The sequence below is a fragment of the Agrobacterium sp. 10MFCol1.1 genome (genome assembly GCF_000381165.1).
Taxonomy (GTDB): domain Bacteria; phylum Pseudomonadota; class Alphaproteobacteria; order Rhizobiales; family Rhizobiaceae; genus Agrobacterium; species Agrobacterium tumefaciens.
Window position 1 is genome coordinate 37984 of record NZ_KB906083.1, and the last position, 18633, is coordinate 56616.

Consider the following 18633-nt stretch of genomic DNA (forward strand, 5'->3'; position numbering starts at 1 on the left):
CCGTTCAAGAACAACAAACCCAAGAACAACAAACCAAGGAGACATCCATGAAGAAAATCATCCTCGCGGCTTCGCTCGCCGCTCTCTTTACCGCCGGTCAGGCGCTGGCCGAAACCATCAAGATTGGTGTTACACCTGCCGAGCACGCGCAGATCATGGAACAGGTCAAGAAGATCGCCGCCGCCAAGGGACTGGACATCGATATCGTCGAGTTCTCCGACTACGTCGTGCCGAACCAGGCACTGGCAGACGGTGAGCTTCAGGCCAACTCCTTCCAGCACCAGCCTTACCTCGACAACCAGATCGCTGACCGCAAGTTCGATCTCGTCAGCGTCGGCACCACCATCACCACCCCGATGGGCGTTTATTCGAAGAAGGTGAAGAGCCTTGACGAGCTGAAGGACGGCGCGACGGTCGGTATTCCGAACGACCCGACCAATGGCGGCCGTGCGCTTCTCGTTCTCGTTTCCAAGGGTGTGCTCAAGGTCAAGGAAGAAGCCGGTCTGAAGGTAACGCCTGCCGACATCACCGAAAACCCGAAGAACATCCAGATCGTCGAACTTGACGCTGCGCAGTTGCCGCGCTCGCTGGATGACACCGATGCGTCGGTGATCAACACCAATTATGCCACGGCAGCAGGCCTGAACCCCAAGAAGGACGCCATCGCCATCGAAAGCGAAAAGTCCCCTTACGCAAACGTCATCGCCGTTCGTGCGCAGGACAAGGACAAGCCGTGGGTGAAGACGCTGGTGGAATCCTACCACAGCCCGGAAGTGAAGGCCTTCATTCTGGAGAAGTTCAACGGCACGGTCATTCCGTCCTGGTAATCAGGCCTGACACAATTGAAGTTGCAGCCTCTCCCGTTCGCGGGGGAGGTTTTTTGTTTGCGGGGCGAACGCATCCGCGGTTTTTATGAAAATCCCCCACCATTGTGGGGAGAATTTTTCTCTTTTTCACCCCTACTGTCGTTTTATACCCGTTGTTTTTTGTGGCGTCGCCACAATCCAACTTAACGGCTTTTGAATGTTTCCTTCGCAAGATGATGCTTTCGAAGGGGATTTTATGCGGATTGCGCCGCGAAACATTGGGGAATATTTGCCGGTCGGGCGTAGAACCGCCGTCGGCGTCGTATTGTCCACATTTGCGCTGGTGCTTCTCATTGTCACCGCGCTGGTCTTGTCCGCTCTGAGCCAGGTCAGGGAAAGGGCGAACTCGCTCGACAATGCCCGCTCGCGCGAGACAACGGCGGGCGCCCTTGTCACCTTCCGCGACCAGCTTGGCGCGACGCTGAACGACTACGCCGCCTGGGACGATGCCGCCGACTATGTCTACGCCCCCGACAGGTTCGACTGGGTGGCGAGCAATTATGGCGAGATGACGGTCAACAGCGATCTTTTCGATACCGCCGTCGTCCTCGACGAAGACGGCAAGGTCCGCATGGCCTACCAGAACGGCAAGCCGGTTGCCTGGAAGCCCCATGACTATTTCGCAGAAGGCCTCAAGGAGATGATCGAACGGGTGCGCTCCATGCGTCCCGGCATCGCGTCGCAGGTCACCGGTTTCGTGAAAACCCGCGACGGCGTCGCGGCTACGGGTGTCGCGCTGGTGCGGCTCAAATCCGGGGTCTTGCCGCCGGTTGGATCCGAGCGGCGATATCTGATTTTCGCGCGTCATCTCAAACAGGCGACGGTAGACAAGCTGGCCCGCAACTACGTCATCGACGGTCTGCAACTGCAATATGGCGATGGACCGGCGACCAACCATGTGGATGTCGTCAATCCGCTTGGCGATGTGCTGGCGCGGCTCGTCTGGCGCTCCCAGCTGCCGGGGGACGTGAGCTTCCATGAGGCCCGGCCGGTCGTCTTCACGGCACTCGGCATTGCCGGAACGTTCTTTCTCGTACTTCTCATCATCGGTTCGGCGACGCTCGACCGGCTGAAGGCTGACGAGGCGGCGGCGAGGGAAGAGGCGCTGCGCGATCGTCTGAGCGGGCTCAGCAACCGCGCCGGGCTGTTTTCCAAGCTGAACCGCATGGTGGGCAAGGCCCGCCACGACAAGACCGATATCAAGCTGCTTTACCTCGATCTTGATGGTTTCAAGGAGATCAACGATTCCTACGGTCACGCTGCCGGCGATCGGCTGATCAAGGGCGTTGCGGCGGCGCTCAGGGTGCTTGTGCCGGAAGATGCCGTGCTCGCGCGGCTCGGCGGCGATGAATTCGCCATCGCCATTCAGGGCAACGACGTGTGGTCGGAAGGCCGCAAGCTCTGCCAGGCGCTGCTCGAACTGTTCACCGAGCCGTTCAGCATCGGCGAGCGGGTGGCGAGCATCGGTTGCAGCATCGGCACTTCCGTCTCCAGAGCCGGTGATATCAACGGTGAGGAACTGCTGCGCCGCGCCGACATGGCCATGTATCAGGCCAAGGAAAACGGGCGTGGGCGTTATGTCGCCTACGAGCTGAAAATGGACGCGCTGCGCGAGGAGAAGCTGCAGCTTGAGGCCGATCTGCGTTATGCCATCCTGAATGACGAGATATCGGTGGTCTACCAGCCGGTCGTCAATGCCGCCACGCGCAGTATAACCGGGGTGGAGGCGCTTGCCCGCTGGCAAAGGCCGGGATACGGCTTCGTGCCGCCGGATATCTTCATCGCCGCTGCCGAAACCAGTGGCCTTATCGAGCGGCTCGGCCTGCTGGTGCTGCGCAAGGCCTGCGAGACGGCGGGTCAATGGCCCTCCATCAAGCTCTCGGTGAATATTTCACCCGTTCAGTTCCGCAATCCGGCCTTTTCCGGCAACGTGGCGGATATTCTCGCCGCCACGCAGACGCCGACCGCAAGGCTGCGGCTGGAAATGACCGAGGGCTATTTCATCCAGAATCCGGAGCGGGCAAGTGCGGCAATCGACAAGCTGAAACAGCTTGGCCTGCATATAGCGCTCGACGATTTCGGAGCCGGTTTCGCCAGCGTCGGATATCTGCGCCGCTTCGGTTTCGACCGCATGAAGATCGACCGGTCGCTGATCATGGCGCTGGAGCAGGGTGGGCGGTCGCTGGAAATGTTGCAGGCAACCGTGGCGCTTGCGAAATCTCTCGATATTCCGGTTACGGCGGAGGGCGTCGAGACCGAAGAACAGGCGGCTATCCTGCATCTGTGTGGCTGTGACGAATTGCAGGGTTACCTGTTCTCAAAACCCGTCGCCGCTGAAGAGATTACCGCCATGCTGGAGGAGCAGACGGCGCCGCTGTTTGCGCTTCGGGCAGGGGCAAAAGGGTGATCCACACTCCGTCACCCCGGACCTCATCCGGGGCCCAGAGCGATCAAGTCGCTACTCGCGTAAGAGCCTTCTCACCGTGAAGACGTGCCGTGGCTGGCCGCCGATCCACTTTAGCGCCCCAGATGGCGCTCGCCGCGCTTCTTTGCCAGTTCGATCTGCTGCTGCCGGTCGCGGAACCTCTGGCGGTCCTCTTCTGTCCGGTCGTCGTAACAGCTCGGGCAGGACACACCTTCCTCGAACAACGGGGATTGGCGCACCTGCGATGTGATCGGGTTGCGGCAGGCGTGGCAGAGCTTGTGATCGCCTTCGGCAAGACCGTGGACGACGGAGACGCGCTCGTCAAACACGAAGCAGGCGCCTTCCCACAGGCTCTCTTCTTCCGGCACCTCTTCCAGATATTTCAGGATGCCGCCCTTGAGGTGATAGACCTCATCGAACCCCTGTTCCTTCATGAAGGCGGTCGCCTTTTCGCAGCGGATGCCGCCGGTACAATACATGGCGATCTTCGGCTTGTTGTGCAGGCCGGGATTGTTCTTTACCCAGTCGGGAAACTCGCGGAAGGTCTTGGTCTTCGGGTCCACCGCGCCCTTGAAGAGACCGATCGCGGTCTCGTAGTCGTTGCGGGTGTCGATGACGATGGTGTCCGGGTCGGAGATCAGCGAGTTCCAGTCGCGCGGATCGACATAGGTGCCGACGATGCGGTTGGGATCGATATCCGGCACGCCCATGGTGACGATCTCTTTCTTGAGCTTCACCTTCATGCGCACGAATGGCATGTTCGATGCCCGGCTTTCCTTATGTTCCAGCGCCGTAAATTCCGGCTGCGCACGCAGGAAGGCAAGTATGGCTCGCACACCCGCATCCGGCCCGGCAATGGTGCCATTGATGCCTTCCGCCGCCAGAAGCAGCGTGCCCTTGACGCCGTTTTCCCGGCACAGCTGAAACAACTCGTCGCGCAGGCTTTCAAACCGCGGCAGGCGGGCGAAATGATAAAGCGCAGCCACGAGAAAATCGCCAGTGGGGTGAGGGGCGGCTTCCGGGCGGGGGAGAATGGTGGTGTCGGTCATGGGCGCTGAAATACAGCGGCGGCGGCCGCAAATCAATATTTATCCGCCGCTGCCTTTATTTTGAAAATCGTCAAATTCTCAGTCTCTTCGGGCTTTCCGGTCTACTTCGCCGCCCGCCGCCATAAAAGGCCGACGATGCGGCTTTCGGTTCTGGCGGATTCGGAGAAGACTTCGTTTGCCAGCTCAAGGCCATCTCCGCGCAGCGCCTGCTGCCTCTGAATGATTGCATCGAGAAGCAGAGCCAGTCGCTCGCCATTGCCGAAACGCTCCGGTTCGCGGTCGGCAAAGGCGGCAAGGACCGAAAGATCGTGCTCGTGGCCGAGGATGTCGACCAGCCGCTTGGTGTCGGCCCGCTTGGCGCGCATGGCCGATGGCCAGAGGCGGCGCAGAAGGCCGAGATGCATCCAGTAGGCCTGGCCCGCCTTACGCAATTCGTGGAAATGTTCGACGTCGGCCTGCTCATGGCAGTCGGCAAGTGCTTTACGCGCCCTCTTCCTCTGCTTCGCCCACCCGTTCTTCACCAGCCTTGTCACATCCTTAAGCTCGTCCGGCAGCGACACTGCCTTCAGCTTCTTGCGTGCTTCCTCGCAGCCGGCGATGGCGGCCGCAATGGCCTCGTCGAGACCTGCCTCATGTTCGATGGCGTGGTCACGGCGCTTGCGCAGGACTGTCGCGATCGATCGCAGCGCCTTTCCTTGCGTCGTGGAGGCCGCGAAGGTCTCGAGATACTCCACCGTCTCCACGAGCGCCGTCGCTTCCCGCGCAAAAGCGAGCGAGCGGGCGATGTCGCGAAAGCGGGCGTTTTCCTCTTTGCTGAAATCGGGTGCTGCCCTGGCGACGAGGCGGTAGAGGGCGCGTAGCCGCTTGAACCGCTTGCGGGCATCGTGCACCGCCTCATGGCGCCCGGAAGGCTGGTCGCGAAGGCTGGTTATCGCCTCTTCGATCAGCTCCAGTCCCGCGCGGCGGATTTCATCGTCGAACGGTTTGTTCGGGTCAATCCTGAAGGGCATCCGCCAAGTCTCCGTGGGGACAGTCCATGGCGAGCGACTGGTTGGAGAAGCGACGGTCGCCCGTTACCTCCTTGCCAAGCCAGGAGGGCAGATCGGGGTTGGCGTTCTCGTCGTCCATCTCTACCTCCGCCACGATCAGCCCCTTGTATTTACCCTCGAAAACATCGACTTCCCAAGTGAATCCACCGTGATCAACCGTGTGGCGCATCTTCTCGATCACCACGCCGGGGGCGCTGGCCATCAATTCTTCCGCGTCATTCAGTGGTATGGAATATTCATATTCATCACGGACGAGCGAACTCGCGCCGATCTTGATGGTCAGTGTCGCGTCAAGCCCGTTGACGATCCTGACCCGGACCGAACGATTTTCCAGCGAGGCGACATATGCCTGCCGGAAAGCCATGCTACGCGTCACTTCATTACGCCATTCATCGCCTGCAACCAGAAACTTCCGCTCGATTTCCTTGGCCATGCTGTCTCCGTAAACCGGTGCGCCAGATTATCGCATGAAGACGTCATAAAGAAGCGAATAGATTGAAGTATCTGGATAAAAATGGTCTTGCCATGCCTCGACATCAAGGCCGGGGCAGGCTAATCGATAAACCGGATTTCAATCGTTTCAATCGCGCAAGGGAGGCTTATCTTGGCCCAGGACTCCGAAAAACTGCTCTCCATCCTCAAGCTGCAGCCGGTCGTGCCGGTGCTGATCGTGGATGATGCCGCTTCCGCCGTGCCGCTCGCGCGCGCTCTGGTCGCAGGTGGCCTGAAGGCAATCGAGATCACCATGCGCACGCCGGCGGCACTCGATGCCATCCGTGCGGTTGCGGCGGAAGTGGAGGGCGCCCATGTCGGCGCCGGCACCATCCTCAACGCCAAAGATTTCGAGGCGGCCGCCGAAGCCGGTTCAACCTTCATCGTCAGCCCCGGCATCAACAAAAGCGTGCTGGAAGCTGCGCGCGCCTCCAACGTGCCGCTGCTTCCAGGGGCCGCCACGGCAAGCGAAGTCATGGCGCTGCGCGACGAAGGCTACAAGGTGCTGAAGTTCTTCCCGGCGGAACAGGCCGGTGGCGCGCCATACCTCAAGGCACTGTCCTCGCCGCTCGCCGGCACGGTGTTCTGCCCGACCGGCAGCGTCTCGCTGAAGAATGCCAATGACTATCTTTCCCTGCCGAACGTCGTCTGTGTCGGCGGTTCCTGGGTTGCTCCGCGCGAACTGGTGGCAACGGCTGACTGGGCCGGCATCACCAGGCTCGCCGCCGAAGCCGCAGCACTGCGCGGCTGATCTACCACTTCTTCAAGCCCGTTCACGAAGGCGTGAGCGGGTTTGTCATTTGTATTCGTGCCATGGCTCCCTATCTTCCCGTGTAGACTTTACCCTCACAGGAGATTTTGATGTTCGACGCCAAGAAGCTTCTTGAACAATTCCTCGGCTCACAGGTGCCGGGCCTTTCGGGAAGCGTCCGTGACAGAGCCGGGCAGGCCGCCGATATCGCCAAGAACAATCCGATGAAGGCCGGTGCGCTCGCCGCCGCCATTTTGGGCACCAAGACCGGCCGCAAGCTCGCCGGCAATGTCGCCACCATCGGCGGCGTAGCGGCCATCGCCGGTCTCGGTTATCTCGCCTACAAGAATTACAAATCCGGGCAGGCGCCTGAAGTAGCTCCAAAACCAGAGCCGGAGCTTCTCGCCCCGCCCGTCGATTCCGCCTTCCATCCGCAGTCCCCCGCCCTTTCCAACGATTTTGCGCTGAAACTCATCCAGGCGATGATTGCCGCTGCCAAGGCAGACGGCCATATCGACGAAAAAGAGCGCGCCAACATCATGGATAAGGTGCAGGTGTCCGACCTCGATACTGAAGCCGAGCGGTTCCTAGAAAAGGAACTGGCAGATCCGCTGGATATCGACGCACTGGTGGCTGCTGCCCGCACAGAGGAGCAGAAGGTGGAAATCTACACCGCCTCGCGTCTTGCCATAGAGGCCGATACGCGGGCTGAGCGCGGTTATCTCGATCTGCTTGCCGGGCGGTTGGGATTGCCCGATGCGCTGGTCGATCATATCGAGTCGACTGCGGTGGCGGCGAAGGTTTGAGGTTAGAAGAGGGGGGTGAACCACGCCCCCCTGCCGTATATGCACTGTTGTCATCCAGCCCCGCTTGGCCTAATCCTTCTCCCAGACAATGGGGAAGAGAATGCGCGATCTGAGTGATTTTAAGGGATGTCCGGCGCCGCAGCCGGTGACGCTGAAGGGCCGTTATGTGACGGCGGAAACGTTTGATCGCGACAGGCATCTTGCAAGGCTCTGGACTGCGCTTGGTGGTGAGGGGGTCAATGCGCTTCTAAAATATTTCCCGCAAAGCGGCTTTGCCGATGCTGCAGCCTTTGGTGACTGGCTTGTCAACGCGGGTGATAAACTCAACTGGGTGACATTGGTTTTCGTTGAAAATGCCACCGGTGACGTCGTCGGAATGGCAAGCTACATGCGGCCCGATCCCGCCAATGGCGTAGTCGAGGTCGGTTCGGTTGCCCATGGCGCCAGGATGAAGCGCTCTCCGCTTTCGACCGAAGCGCATTATCTGATGGCGAAACACGTTTTCGAGGATCTGGGTTACCGCCGCTACGAGTGGAAATGCCACAATCAAAACGAACCCTCCAAGATCACGGCCAAGCGTTACGGCTTCACCTTCGAGGGTGTGTTCCGCCAGCACATGATCTCCAAGGGTGCCAACCGCGATACGGCGTGGTTTTCCATGATCGACGGCGAATGGCCGTTGATTGGCAAGGCGTTTGAAATCTGGCTTTCGCCGGAGAATTTTACGGCCGATGGCGCGCAGAAGCGCAAGCTTGAGGATATCCGCGCGGAGCTCGCCCATGACCACGCCTGAAAAGAAGGCTGGCTCTGGCCGTAAAGACTGGTCGCCGGGCCTTGCAGCCGCTGGCATCATCCTTGGTTTTGGGCTGGTGTTTTACGTGATGCCGAAAATTATGCTGTGGCTGGGGGATTACTCGCCCTTTCTTGCCGCGGCTTTTGGCTCGGTGGTGGTGCTGTGCTTTTTCCTGCTGTTCTGGCTGCGCGCCCGCTACCAGCGCCGCCGCGACAGTCAGAACTGAAGCGACGCGCCAAGCAGCATAAGGCCCATCAAAAGCACGAACAGCGCACCGGCAATCTCGATCGCGTGGCTGATGCCCGCTGCCCTGCGGCTTCCGGGGCCGGCGAAGCGCACGGCAAGCCCCTTGGCCGAGACGGCCATGATGGCAAGCAGCGATACGGTGATGGCGGTACCCAGCGACATGGCAAGCACGGAAAGCACGCCGCCGAGAAAAATCCCGTTCAATAGCGCAAAGCTCATGACGATGATGGCACCGGAGCATGGCCGCAGGCCAACTGCGATGATGGCCGACCACGCTTCGTGCAGGCTGAAATTCTTGCCTTTGAGAAGCAGCGGATCGGGCGCGTGCGATTTTCCGCAGGAGACGCAAAGATCACCTGTGCCACTATGGGCGTGGTCCGCGAAAACCGGCTTGCCCTGAAACCTGAGGCCCGTGCCCATGCCCGTGGTTCTGACTGCTGTTGCTTCCCCCGCAACGGCGAAGGCTGCAACAGGTACCCGCCGGATGCGCAGCGACCAGAGCTTGCGTAGCAGAAGCCAGGCGCCGAACAGCGCCACCATGGCAAAGCTGGCGATCTCCATTGCCTGCGTGGCTTTCGTCATGGTGATGGAGGTGCCGCGCAGCACGAGCCAGGCTGCGACAACGAGGCCGATGGCCATTGCGCCCTGAATGAGTGCTGAAATGAAGGAAATGAGAATGCCGCGTTTCAGCTGCGTTTCATTGGCGATCATATAGGAAGAGATGACAGCCTTGCCGTGGCCAGGACCGGCGGCATGAAAAACCCCGTATGCAAAGGAGAGGCCAACCAGCGATGCCATCGCCCAATTGTCTTCGCGCATGGCTTTCAGGGCACCGGTCAGCGCCCGGTAGAACATCTGCTGGTGCACGTTGATCCATTGCATCAGCGGCGCGAACGGCCCGCCAGGGGCAAAGGACGGCTCGGCCGAGCCTATGCCGAGCGGCGATTGCGCATGGGCAGCACCTGCCACGGCCAGCACGCAGAGTGCGGCGATGGTCAGGTGTCCGCAAAGTCGCCCGCTTCGGCTCAGCATGTCACCTCCAGCCGGGTGGCGAAGAGTTTGGTCATGTCGGTGCCGGTCGGGTCGTTGAAGAAAGCGTCGGTGAGCGAACTCTGGTTTTGTGAGATCACCTCGTCCGGGTCGGGGCGCACGACATGGTGCTTGCAGGCGGCGAGATCCTTGCCGACGGTCGCCAGATCGCCGTCTTTCGCAAAATCGATCGCCGTATACATGGTCGGGTCCCACGCGCCGAAGCTGAGCTTGCCCTTGATGGAAAGCGGCGTGTTTGGCTTGACGGAAAAGAACATCAGGATCTGCTTGTCCTTGTAGTCCACATGAATGGTGTCGGGCTTTGCGAAATCCACCTGTTTTCCGTTGGCGGTAATGAAGGTGTAGTAGGAATATTCGCCGAGCGATTCACGCACGGTGTTGCCGATTTCGGCCAGCTCATTCTTGTCCAGCTTCAGGTCGCCGTTCTTGTCGTAATCCATCACCACGCTTGCCGAGAACATCTCGTCGAAACGCCAGATGTTGCGCACCTCCTGGATGGTACCGTTCGGCCCCTCGACGATTTCCATGCGCGCTTCGGCGAAAATATGCGGATGTGCCGCGGCGGCAACGGGAATGGAGGTCAGGCCAGCCGCAAGGAGCAAAAGTCGTCTGTTCATTATCCGGTCTGTCCTGCCTTCGAATCTCGGAGCTGGATTCTAGCAGAAATTGGGACCGAATTTCGACCTGATATGTGCTTTGGTGATGTGGCTGCCCTATGTTTCAGAAGGTGCCGGTGAAACGCGAGGTGACGCTCGATCCGCTATAGGACAGGTCGGTGTCGCGCTCGCCATGCAGAAGGCGGTTGAATTCCACCTCCAGCTTGCTGTTCTTGCCAGTATCGAAAGACAGTGTGGCCACCAGCCTGCGTTCGCTGGTGTCGTAATTGTAATAGATCCAGTCCTTGTGGACACGCTGCAGCGCCAGGTCCAGCCCCACCTTGTCGGTGAGCTTGCTTTTAACCACGAACTGCCAACGGCGGTGGAACTCGGCAATGGGATCATCAGGGTCGAAAAGCGCGTAATCCTGGGAGAAGCCAGCACCGAAGGCGATGCGGTCGGTAGCCTTCACCTCGGCTTCGGCCCTGAGATAGGGCCGGGTGCGCTTCACCTTGCCGCTGATATCGTCGCCGGAAATGGTCGTCAGGCCCCCTTCGGCTAGAACGGCGAAGCGTTCGGAGAACTTGTAACCGTAGGCAAGTGATCCCCGCAACGTGCTGGCCGGAAAACGCTCGTATTTCTCCTGCTGGCTTTCCGGCACGACAATGCGGTCATAAGCAATTGTCAGTCCGGCCTCGCCGCCGGCCAGCGGGCGCACATGTTCGGCCTTGAGCGACAAGAGCGCTTCATTGGCCTCCAGGCGGGTGGGCTCGAAATAGGCCGGACGAAAACGCGCCTTGCCTTTCATCAGGCTGGCAAAACCCGCCGTCAGCGTGTTCTTTCCGCCAAGAGCAAGGATGCCGAGCTGTGTCGATGCCTCCAGCTTGTGGTCCAGTCGCCGGTAACCGATGTCTTCTTCCGGCAGATGCAGGAAGATATCGCCGGCGTCGCTGCGTGTGCCACGCAGTTCCACGGCCCATTCCAGCCGCTCCGACAGACGCCTGGTCAGCCCCAGGCTGGCAATGGTGTTGTGTTCATTGGCAAAACGGTAACGGGGGAGGCGAACCTCCTCATGCTCGAGCGAATAACGCAGTTCCGTGCCATCAAGCACGAACTTTCCGTTAAGCCCGAAGCCGGCGCGCAGCGAAATCGCCTTCAGCCGGTTGGTATCGCCGAAGTAATTGGTGTCGTAGCCGATGCCGGTTTTATAGGTGATATTGTGTTCATCGGCGTTTTTCCCCGCCTGCGCACCGCAGGTGCAGGCAAGCCCAAGAACAAGCGCGATGTATCCTCCCAGCCGCATTTGCATCTCCGGTCTCTAATTAAGCAATATCTTATATTTGGATGGTTAATAAAGTTTCAGGGGCGATATATTGTCGAGGCCGGAAGTCATGGTGTATTCCACGGAAATTCCAGGAGAATAGACCGGTGCCAATCGCGTAAAACTTGATTAAAATCACCAGTATTAAAGTTAATTATTTATTGTAATATTAGGCTTTGCTTGAATTAGAATCCTCTAAATATACAGTTCGACTACGCCATGGGGCGTGATCAAACATAAGAGGAGAGAGAAATGATTGCCAAATTTGCTTGCATAGCCGCTGTTCTTACTGTCGCTTCCGTTGGTCAAGCCAATGCCGGTGGTCTGCTGGGCGGTATCCTGTCCGGAAACAGCAACAAGGGCGGCGCACTCGTCGTCGTGTCGCCAAGCATCGATCTGGGTGTCAGCGGTATCCTGTCCAATAACGGGATTCTGAACGGCAACAAGACCGGTATCCTGAATGGCCTTCTCAACGGCAACAAGACTTCCGTCGATGTCATCGACAACAAGAACGATGGCGGCAAAAAGCGTCGCCACTAATGGTGCAGATCGAAAATCGACAGGGATTTTCGGCGTGAACGATGCGCGCAGGATATAAGCCGGAAGCAGTCCTCCAGCTACGTGTGTATGACACACGGTGCTTCCGGAAATAACAAACGGCGCATCGCATGACTGCAAGGGGGCCTTCGGGCTCCCTTCTTTTTGTTTTATGTGGCCGCCAATGACTGCACACACAAAACTGCGGGATGGCCACTACTCATGAGGGTTTTGTGACGCGATCGCTGTCGTCATATGTCGGGACGCACGGTTCGGGATCATCCGCGTGAGTTCTAATCTATATTTGATAAATATTGGCAATATTAACGGGAATACGTTCTGCAAGGGCCTTTTTGTCCGTGCCGTTTACGCGATTTTAACCACGATGTTCTTCAATCTAGGGGTGCGTCAACCCCGTTATTACGCTGCGTTTCTGGTCGCGAAAACTCGCATCACGCAGGTGCCGGGATGGTATTTTCAAGGAGCTATCGCATGTTGAAACAATCTCTTCTCGCCCTCGGCCTGCTCGGCATTCTTTCTGACGCATCCGTTGCCGCCGACGCCGTCGGCGATATTCCAGCGGCACCGGTCGTCAACGATGTTGCGCCTGCCTTTTCCTGGGACGGTGTTTATGTCGGTGCCTCCGCCGGTTATGGCTGGAACCGCGTGAAGTCGACCACTTTCGGTGTCACCACGAAGCATGAATTTGACGGCGGCCGTATTTCCGGTTTCGCTGGTTATAACGCTGAAGTGGCCCCCTCCGTCATTCTGGGTGTCGAGGGCGATCTCGGTTATGCCTGGGGCGACAAGACCATCGTCACCAGCGAGGTTTCCGCAGGCCTGAACGGCTCCGCGCGTCTGCGCGCCGGTTATGCGATCGACCGGGCGCTGATCTACACCGCTGCCGGCTACACCGCGACGGACAGCGAAGTAAAGGCGCCCTTCGGTGAGGACAGCAAGGTGCTGCACGGCTGGACGGTCGGCGCGGGTGTAGACTATGCCTTTACCAACAACCTGTTTGGACGCGTCGAATATCGTTACAACGACTTCGGCAAGGCAACCTACCATACCGGTCCGATCACTTCGACCGGCGATGTCAGCGAACATGTCGTCAAAGTTGGCCTTGGCGTGAAGTTCTGACGGTTTTTCCGTCTTCGACAAGGGGCGGCGCAAGCGTTGCGACGCCCCGGTGCTTGGAGAAACAGGGGTGGCGTGCTTCGTGAGGAACGAAAACACACATCGCCTTCCGCTCGGGCTTGAACAGCATATCCTTTTGGTGTGATGTTGGCATCAATCCACTTCCCGCTGCCGATCTCCAGTCGATTCCCCCATGCTACAGAAAAACACCGCGCCGGGCGTTTTTGATCGTCAGGCCTATATGATCGCCGTGCTGGTCTTCATCGCCGGCGGCACCAATGCGGCTGTTGTGCCATTTATCGGTTTTTACATCATCCAGGTCCTTGGTCACCCGCCGGCCACGCTTGGTCTCTACAGCGTGACGGCAATGGTTGCTTCGATCATCGCCAGCCGCACTTATGGCGAACGTGTCGATGCCGGTGTGCGCGTGCGGCCATTGCTGCTGCTCTCTGTGTTTGGTGCTTTTATCGCAGCGGCGGCGGCGACCTCCGGGCATCTGGCATTGCTCGTGGCGGTGACGGCAACGGGAATGGGGCTTTCCAACGCCGCCAGTACCCTGATTTTCAGTTATGGTCGCTACTATGGCCGGGTAAAAGCACTGGATGCACCTGCCTATAACGCCTTTCTGCGGACAATGGTGTCGCTGGCATGGATGCTGCTTCCGGCCGCGGCCTATCTGATCCTCGATCTTGCCGGTGCGCAGGCCGTGTTCATGAATGCCATGCTGATGGCGGCCATCTGGGGCGGGCTTGCCCTTGCCTTCGTGCCGCGCGGCCAGACATGCCCGATGGAACGACGGAAAGAGGGCGACAACGATGCGCGGCGCAACCTGCCATTGTTGATGGCGGCGGCGGCCAGCTTCTGCATGTCTTTCGCCCACGCCCTGTGCGCCTCGGCCCTGCCGGTATTTCTGGTGCGCGAGGTGGGTCTGCCGGATTATGTGCCGGGCCTGTCGCTCAGCGTCAAATGCGCGATGGAGGTTCTGCTGATCCTGCTTGCGCCAAGGATCATGCGCCGGGTCAGCGCCCGCATCCTTCTTTGCATCTCTGCGGTGATGGCAATCGTCGCCTTCAACGTCATAGCCTCGGTCCAGACCCTTCCGGCCATGTTGTTCGGAGCAGCACTTGAAGGGGCCTATTACGGGCTTTGCGCCGGAACGTGCCTCACCTTCGTGCAGGGCTTTGCGCGCGGACGCACCGCGCGGGCGACCGCGCTCTACATGAATTCCATCTTCCTTGCCGGGTTGTTTGCAGTGCCGCTTATGGGGTTTGTGTCGCAATATGCGAGCTTCGGTACGTCGATCAGACTTGCTTCGGTTGGTGCAGGGGCAGCCCTGCTGCTGCTGTTCCTGACGCGGCGTCAGGTCAGCGAATAGCGAGACAATGCCGAGGTTTTCTGGCGCTGACACCTTCCAGCCCTCATGCCTGTGCTTGTCACAGGAATCCAGTCGATGCGCGTCTGCGTGGCGAAAACAGTCCCTTGCAGCCCAAGGACTTGGGCTGTCTAGATTCCCGTGACGAGCACAGGAATGAGGGCGGAGATTGAGCCGTATCGAGCCATCCGTCGAAACCGGACGCGCGCCTGTTGCTGTCCTTACGCCGAAATATCGACAATGCCGCAGTCGCCTGCCTCGGAGGCAAATGCGAGCAGTTTGCCGGTGGCGCTCCAGTCCATGCCGGTAATGGCGCCCTTGCCGGGGCGGCGAAGCAGGGCTTCCTTGCCATCCGCAAGCCGCACGCCGAGGATCATGCCGTCAATGAAGCCAATGGCCAGCACATCTTCCAGCGGGTGAAAGGCGACATTGGTAGCCATGATGTTGGCGCGGCTGCCGAGTTCTTCGGGTGCCTTGCCCATCGGGCCGTCCTTGCCGGAAAACGGCCAGACGATCGCGGCCGGGGCACCTGATGAGGCGAGCCACTTGCCCTTTGCCGACCACGAAACGGATTTCACCTTGGCGGGATAACCCGTCATGCGCATATGGCGGGCTTCCATGCCGCCCTTGGTGGCCTCCATCTTCCAGCCATGCAGGGCGTTTTCCTGCATGGTGGTGACGAGGAACTTACCGTCAGGCGAGAAGGTGACGCCGGTATGGGCACCTTTCCATTCCAGATCGACCGGATCGCCTGCACTCGCCACCCAATGCAGCGTCACGCCGTTATAGCGTGCAACGGCAATGCGCAGGCCCTTGGGCGCGAAGGCTATTGCCTCCACCGTGCGTTCTTCCTTGAATTCCTTGACCGTGCCGTCCGAGAGGCGCACGAAGCTGGACTTGCCGACACCATAAGCGACCGCCTTCTGCGGACCGCCCGCAACGACGCCCACCCATTTGCGCGGCACATTGGCGATCTCGCTGAGGCTGCCATCATGGCCAATGCGCAGCACGCGCCCGTCCTCGCCGCCGGAAAGCAGCGTGGCGCTATAGGGATCGCGGATGCAGGTCAGCAGACCCTCATGCGCCTCAGTGACCTTCTCGCCGCCATCCAGCCGGTGAATGGTGCCGGCGGCGGTGGCAAACAGCGGAATGTCGCCGAGAAAATGGGTCGAGACCACGTGGCCTTCGATATCAAGCGGGGCAACAGTCGGCATGGGGCATCGGTCTTTCGTCTATGTGTTTGTCATTGATGGATTTCGGTCGCAGACCAGGTCGGGAAGACCCGTTGGTGCGGTTTCAACCCGTGGCGTCAAGGTCGGTCCTCGGGTCATACCCGGGGATCACTCGACCATCCATATGCTGGCCGCAATGGCTCCTCGGGTCAAGCCCGAGGATGACGTCGAAAGTGAGGAAGGGCACCGAAAACGCCAAGGGTGGCACGGTGCCCCGTCAAGGATGTCAAGCCGTGGCAAGGCAGGCGTTGAAGCTCTTTTCCAGCTTTTCGCGGTCGAGTTCGCGGCCGATGAAGACAAGGCGGCTTTCGCGCTTTTCGCCTTCCTTCCACGGGCGCTGGTGATCGCCCTCGATGATCATGTGCACGCCCTGCACCACGTAACGTTCCGCATCGCCCTTGAATGCGATGATACCCTTGAGGCGCAGGATGTTCGGGCCGTCCGTCTGGGTGACCTTCTGGATCCACGGGAAGAAGCGCTCCGGGTTCATTTCGCCGCCGCGCAGCGACACCGACTGCACCGTTACGTCATGGATCGGGGAGGCGGCGCCATGGTGGTGGTGATCGTGGCCGTGGTCATGATCGTGGTGCGCGTGATCATGGTCGTGATGATGGTGGTCATGGCCGTGATCGTGCCCATGATCATGGTGGTGGTGTTCGCAATCAGGACCGCACGCGTGATCCTCGTGGCCGTGCTCGAGGAAGTGCGGATCGTTTTCGAGCGCACGTTCCAGATTGAAGGCGCCCTGGTCGAGAACGCGGGCAAGATCGACGCCGGAACGGGTGGTCTTGTAGATGCGCGCAGAGGGATTGATGGCGCGCACGATATCCTCGATGCGGGCGACTTCTTCCGGCGAAACGAGATCGGTCTTGTTGACGATGACGACATCGGCAAAAGCGATCTGGTCTTCGGCTTCGCGGCTGTCCTTCAGGCGCAGCGGCAGGTGCTTGGCATCGACAAGTGCGACCACCGCGTCAAGCTCGGTCTTGGCGCGCACGTCGTCATCCATGAAGAAGGTCTGGGCGACCGGAACGGGATCGGCAAGGCCAGTGGTCTCGACAATGATGCCGTCGAATCGGCCGGGCCGGCGCATCAGGCCTTCGACCACGCGGATGAGGTCGCCGCGCACCGTGCAGCAGACGCAGCCATTGTTCATTTCGTAGATTTCTTCGTCGGATTCGACGATCAGATCGTTGTCGATGCCGATCTCGCCGAATTCGTTGACGATGACAGCGTATTTCTTGCCGTGGTTCTCGGACAGGATACGGTTGAGAAGCGTCGTCTTGCCGGCGCCTAGATATCCCGTCAGGACGGTGACTGGAATGGGCTTGGCTGGTGCTGTTTCGGTCATGGAAACCTCGCGTGGAGAAAGGCCGGTTGAGGCCTCAAGGAATAAGTGTCGACGTCCATATAGGCGCGACGATCGGGCAGTTCAAAGGGATTCTGGCCGGTTTCGGCGCAGTTTTTCAAATTTTGTTATGAAATAACGTTATGTCAAAAGCGAGGACGTCTTCAAGCAGTTCGACAAGGCCCGAAACGGCATGGGAAATGATCCTTTCGCCCTTCTCGGCTGAGGCGGCAGCGGCGTTTCCGGCAACGCCATCAGGGTTCAGGTCGCCCATAAGCCAACCGAAAGCGTGTGGACCATAGGCACGCAGATGCCTGAAACGGCTGGCGAAATCGCTCTGGCGGGAGGGGAAGTTGGCGGCTTTTTCCATCGCCACCCGCTCCGGGCAAAGCGCCAGCATGACCGACGTCTCGATATCGCCACCATGGATATCGATCGCCTTGTCTTCAGGCTTCACGATATCCGCCGGCACGCCGAAACGAGTCCAGCTGGTGGCGACCGCCAGCATACCGAAGCGGGCGCGCGCCTCGGTGGCGACGATGGTCATCAATGGCGAATTGCCGCCATGGGCGTTCAACATCACGAATTTGCGCACGCCTTTTTCATATTCGGCCTTAGCAATGCCGAGCCAGCGCTCAACGGCCTCATCGTAACGCAACGACTTCGTGCCGGGCACATTCATGTGCTCGATGGAATATCCAACGGGCTCCACCGGCAGGAAGGAGACCGGCAGACCGGCGGGCAAAACAGCAGCCAAACGGGAGACAATGCCCGCCGCAATCAGCGTGTCTGTCTCGAAGGGCAGGTGCGGCCCGTGCTGTTCGTGCGCACCGAGCGGCAGCACTGAAATTGCACCTGTTGCGCGAAGATGAGGGTCTGTTACGTTTTCGTCGTGATAATGCGTGTATGAGTTTGGCATCTGGCAGTCCGCGCGTGCATTCGGTAAGGATTTCCAGCAACATATATCGGTTCCGCCACAGGGTAAAAGGCACTCGCATATGAGCAAGGACAAAACTGGGCATAAGGACAAGGGCGCCAAAAAGGACAAGGGCACCAAGAAAGTAAAGGACGCCAAAAAGAGGGATGAGAATTTCAACCCTGAGGAACTGGCGCAATCCATCACCCAGGCCGCCCGTTCCATGCGCACGGCGCTGAGCCACAGCCTTGCCGAAAGCGGCCTTTATGCCGGGCAGGACGGCGTTATTCTGGCGTTGGCGCAGGAAGGCAGCCTCACGCCTGGGCAGATCGCCCAGAAACTTGGTGTCAAGGCGCCGACCATGACGCGAACCATCGGCCGCATGGAAGCCCAGGGCTTCGTGGAGCGCAGCGGCGATGACGAAGATGGCCGCGTAACACTGGTGAAACTGACGGAGACAGGCCTGAAAAGCGTCGAGCATATCAACGTATCCATCGCAAATTGCGGTGCGCGGGCGATTGAGGGGCTTTCGGCCAAGGACATCAGGACGGTGGTTAAACTTCTCAAGGTGATCGATACCAACCTTCAATAATTTGTTGAGTTTTTAAAAACCACTGTCTTTTTGTTGATATTCCTTAAACCGGTTG

The 18633-nt window shown here is 59.3% G+C and carries 19 protein-coding genes; 10 read left to right on the forward strand and 9 right to left on the reverse strand.

Going from position 1 to position 18633, the window contains the following annotated elements:
- Nucleotides 1–47 precede the first annotated feature (47 nt).
- Nucleotides 48–827 (forward strand): MetQ/NlpA family ABC transporter substrate-binding protein, encoded by a 780-nt coding sequence (locus F617_RS0123625; RefSeq protein ID WP_019566965.1) that lies wholly within the window; start codon nucleotides 48–50, stop codon nucleotides 825–827.
- 196 nt (nucleotides 828–1023) lie between these two features.
- Nucleotides 1024–3273 (forward strand): EAL domain-containing protein, encoded by a 2250-nt coding sequence (locus tag F617_RS0123630; protein WP_019566966.1) that lies wholly within the window; start codon nucleotides 1024–1026, stop codon nucleotides 3271–3273.
- A 110-nt stretch (nucleotides 3274–3383) separates the two neighbouring features.
- On the opposite strand, the gene F617_RS0123635 is transcribed toward F617_RS0123630, so the two are convergent.
- The 3 genes from F617_RS0123635 to F617_RS0123645 form a co-directional block, all read right to left on the reverse strand.
- Nucleotides 3384–4340 (reverse strand): rhodanese-related sulfurtransferase, encoded by a 957-nt coding sequence (locus tag F617_RS0123635; protein ID WP_026331042.1) that lies wholly within the window; start codon nucleotides 4338–4340, stop codon nucleotides 3384–3386.
- Nucleotides 4341–4441: 101 nt separating this feature from the next.
- Nucleotides 4442–5350: a CHAD domain-containing protein gene (locus tag F617_RS0123640; RefSeq protein ID WP_019566968.1), complete on the reverse strand. Its 909-nt coding sequence runs from the start codon at nucleotides 5348–5350 to the stop codon at nucleotides 4442–4444.
- The gene (locus tag F617_RS0123645) at nucleotides 5334–5822 is read right to left on the reverse strand and encodes a CYTH domain-containing protein (RefSeq protein ID WP_003516240.1); all 489 of its coding nucleotides are present in this window, start codon (nucleotides 5820–5822) and stop codon (nucleotides 5334–5336) included. Before F617_RS0123645 ends, F617_RS0123640 begins: the two co-directional genes overlap by 17 nt.
- Nucleotides 5823–5993: 171 nt before the next feature.
- Between F617_RS0123645 and F617_RS0123650 the strand changes: the two genes are divergently transcribed.
- The 4 genes from F617_RS0123650 to F617_RS0123665 all read left to right on the forward strand — a co-directional run bounded on the left by F617_RS0123650 (nucleotide 5994) and on the right by F617_RS0123665 (nucleotide 8457).
- Nucleotides 5994–6632, forward strand: coding sequence for a 2-dehydro-3-deoxy-phosphogluconate aldolase (locus F617_RS0123650; RefSeq protein ID WP_003516242.1), 639 nt, complete (start codon nucleotides 5994–5996; stop codon nucleotides 6630–6632).
- A 110-nt stretch (nucleotides 6633–6742) separates the two neighbouring features.
- Nucleotides 6743–7438, forward strand: a complete 696-nt coding sequence (locus F617_RS0123655) for a tellurite resistance TerB family protein (RefSeq protein WP_019566969.1) — start codon at nucleotides 6743–6745, stop codon at nucleotides 7436–7438.
- A 100-nt stretch (nucleotides 7439–7538) separates the two neighbouring features.
- Nucleotides 7539–8231, forward strand: coding sequence for a GNAT family N-acetyltransferase (locus tag F617_RS0123660; protein WP_019566970.1), 693 nt, complete (start codon nucleotides 7539–7541; stop codon nucleotides 8229–8231).
- A complete protein-coding gene (locus tag F617_RS0123665; protein WP_003516247.1) occupies nucleotides 8218–8457 on the forward strand; it encodes a hypothetical protein in 240 nt (79 codons plus the stop codon). The genes F617_RS0123660 and F617_RS0123665 overlap by 14 nt, the downstream gene beginning before the upstream one ends.
- Here the strand turns inward: F617_RS0123665 and F617_RS0123670 are convergent.
- From F617_RS0123670 to F617_RS0123680, 3 genes are all read right to left on the reverse strand, one after another.
- Complete coding sequence (locus F617_RS0123670; RefSeq protein WP_019566971.1) at nucleotides 8448–9509, reverse strand: nickel/cobalt transporter; 1062 nt, start codon at nucleotides 9507–9509, stop codon at nucleotides 8448–8450. The genes F617_RS0123665 and F617_RS0123670 overlap by 10 nt on opposite strands.
- On the reverse strand, nucleotides 9503–10144 hold the full coding sequence (locus tag F617_RS0123675) for a DUF1007 family protein (protein WP_004430943.1): 642 nt from the start codon (nucleotides 10142–10144) through the stop codon (nucleotides 9503–9505). The genes F617_RS0123670 and F617_RS0123675 overlap by 7 nt, the downstream gene beginning before the upstream one ends.
- Nucleotides 10145–10247: 103 nt before the next feature.
- Complete coding sequence (locus F617_RS0123680; RefSeq protein ID WP_019566972.1) at nucleotides 10248–11426, reverse strand: hypothetical protein; 1179 nt, start codon at nucleotides 11424–11426, stop codon at nucleotides 10248–10250.
- 270 nt (nucleotides 11427–11696) lie between these two features.
- Here F617_RS0123680 and F617_RS0123685 point away from each other — a divergent pair, with 270 nt between their 5' ends.
- From F617_RS0123685 to F617_RS0123695, 3 genes are all read left to right on the forward strand, one after another.
- Nucleotides 11697–11984, forward strand: a complete 288-nt coding sequence (locus F617_RS0123685; RefSeq protein ID WP_004430950.1) for a hypothetical protein — start codon at nucleotides 11697–11699, stop codon at nucleotides 11982–11984.
- A gap of 489 nt (nucleotides 11985–12473) precedes the next feature.
- Complete coding sequence (locus F617_RS0123690; RefSeq protein ID WP_019566973.1) at nucleotides 12474–13121, forward strand: outer membrane protein; 648 nt, start codon at nucleotides 12474–12476, stop codon at nucleotides 13119–13121.
- A gap of 190 nt (nucleotides 13122–13311) precedes the next feature.
- Nucleotides 13312–14493, forward strand: a complete 1182-nt coding sequence (locus tag F617_RS0123695; protein WP_019566974.1) for an MFS transporter — start codon at nucleotides 13312–13314, stop codon at nucleotides 14491–14493.
- 218 nt (nucleotides 14494–14711) lie between these two features.
- Here the strand turns inward: F617_RS0123695 and F617_RS0123700 are convergent, their stop codons facing one another.
- From F617_RS0123700 to F617_RS0123710, 3 genes are all read right to left on the reverse strand, one after another.
- Complete coding sequence (locus F617_RS0123700; RefSeq protein ID WP_013762340.1) at nucleotides 14712–15704, reverse strand: WD40 repeat domain-containing protein; 993 nt, start codon at nucleotides 15702–15704, stop codon at nucleotides 14712–14714.
- Between the two features lie 244 nt (nucleotides 15705–15948).
- Nucleotides 15949–17073, reverse strand: coding sequence for a GTP-binding protein (locus tag F617_RS0123705; RefSeq protein ID WP_019566975.1), 1125 nt, complete (start codon nucleotides 17071–17073; stop codon nucleotides 15949–15951).
- Nucleotides 17074–17188: 115 nt separating this feature from the next.
- On the reverse strand, nucleotides 17189–17989 hold the full coding sequence (locus F617_RS0123710) for a creatininase family protein (protein ID WP_019566976.1): 801 nt from the start codon (nucleotides 17987–17989) through the stop codon (nucleotides 17189–17191).
- Between the two features lie 79 nt (nucleotides 17990–18068).
- On the opposite strand from F617_RS0123710, the gene F617_RS0123715 reads away from it, so the two are divergent.
- Nucleotides 18069–18578, forward strand: coding sequence for a MarR family winged helix-turn-helix transcriptional regulator (locus F617_RS0123715; RefSeq protein WP_004430960.1), 510 nt, complete (start codon nucleotides 18069–18071; stop codon nucleotides 18576–18578).
- The last annotated feature ends 55 nt before the right edge of the window (nucleotides 18579–18633 follow it).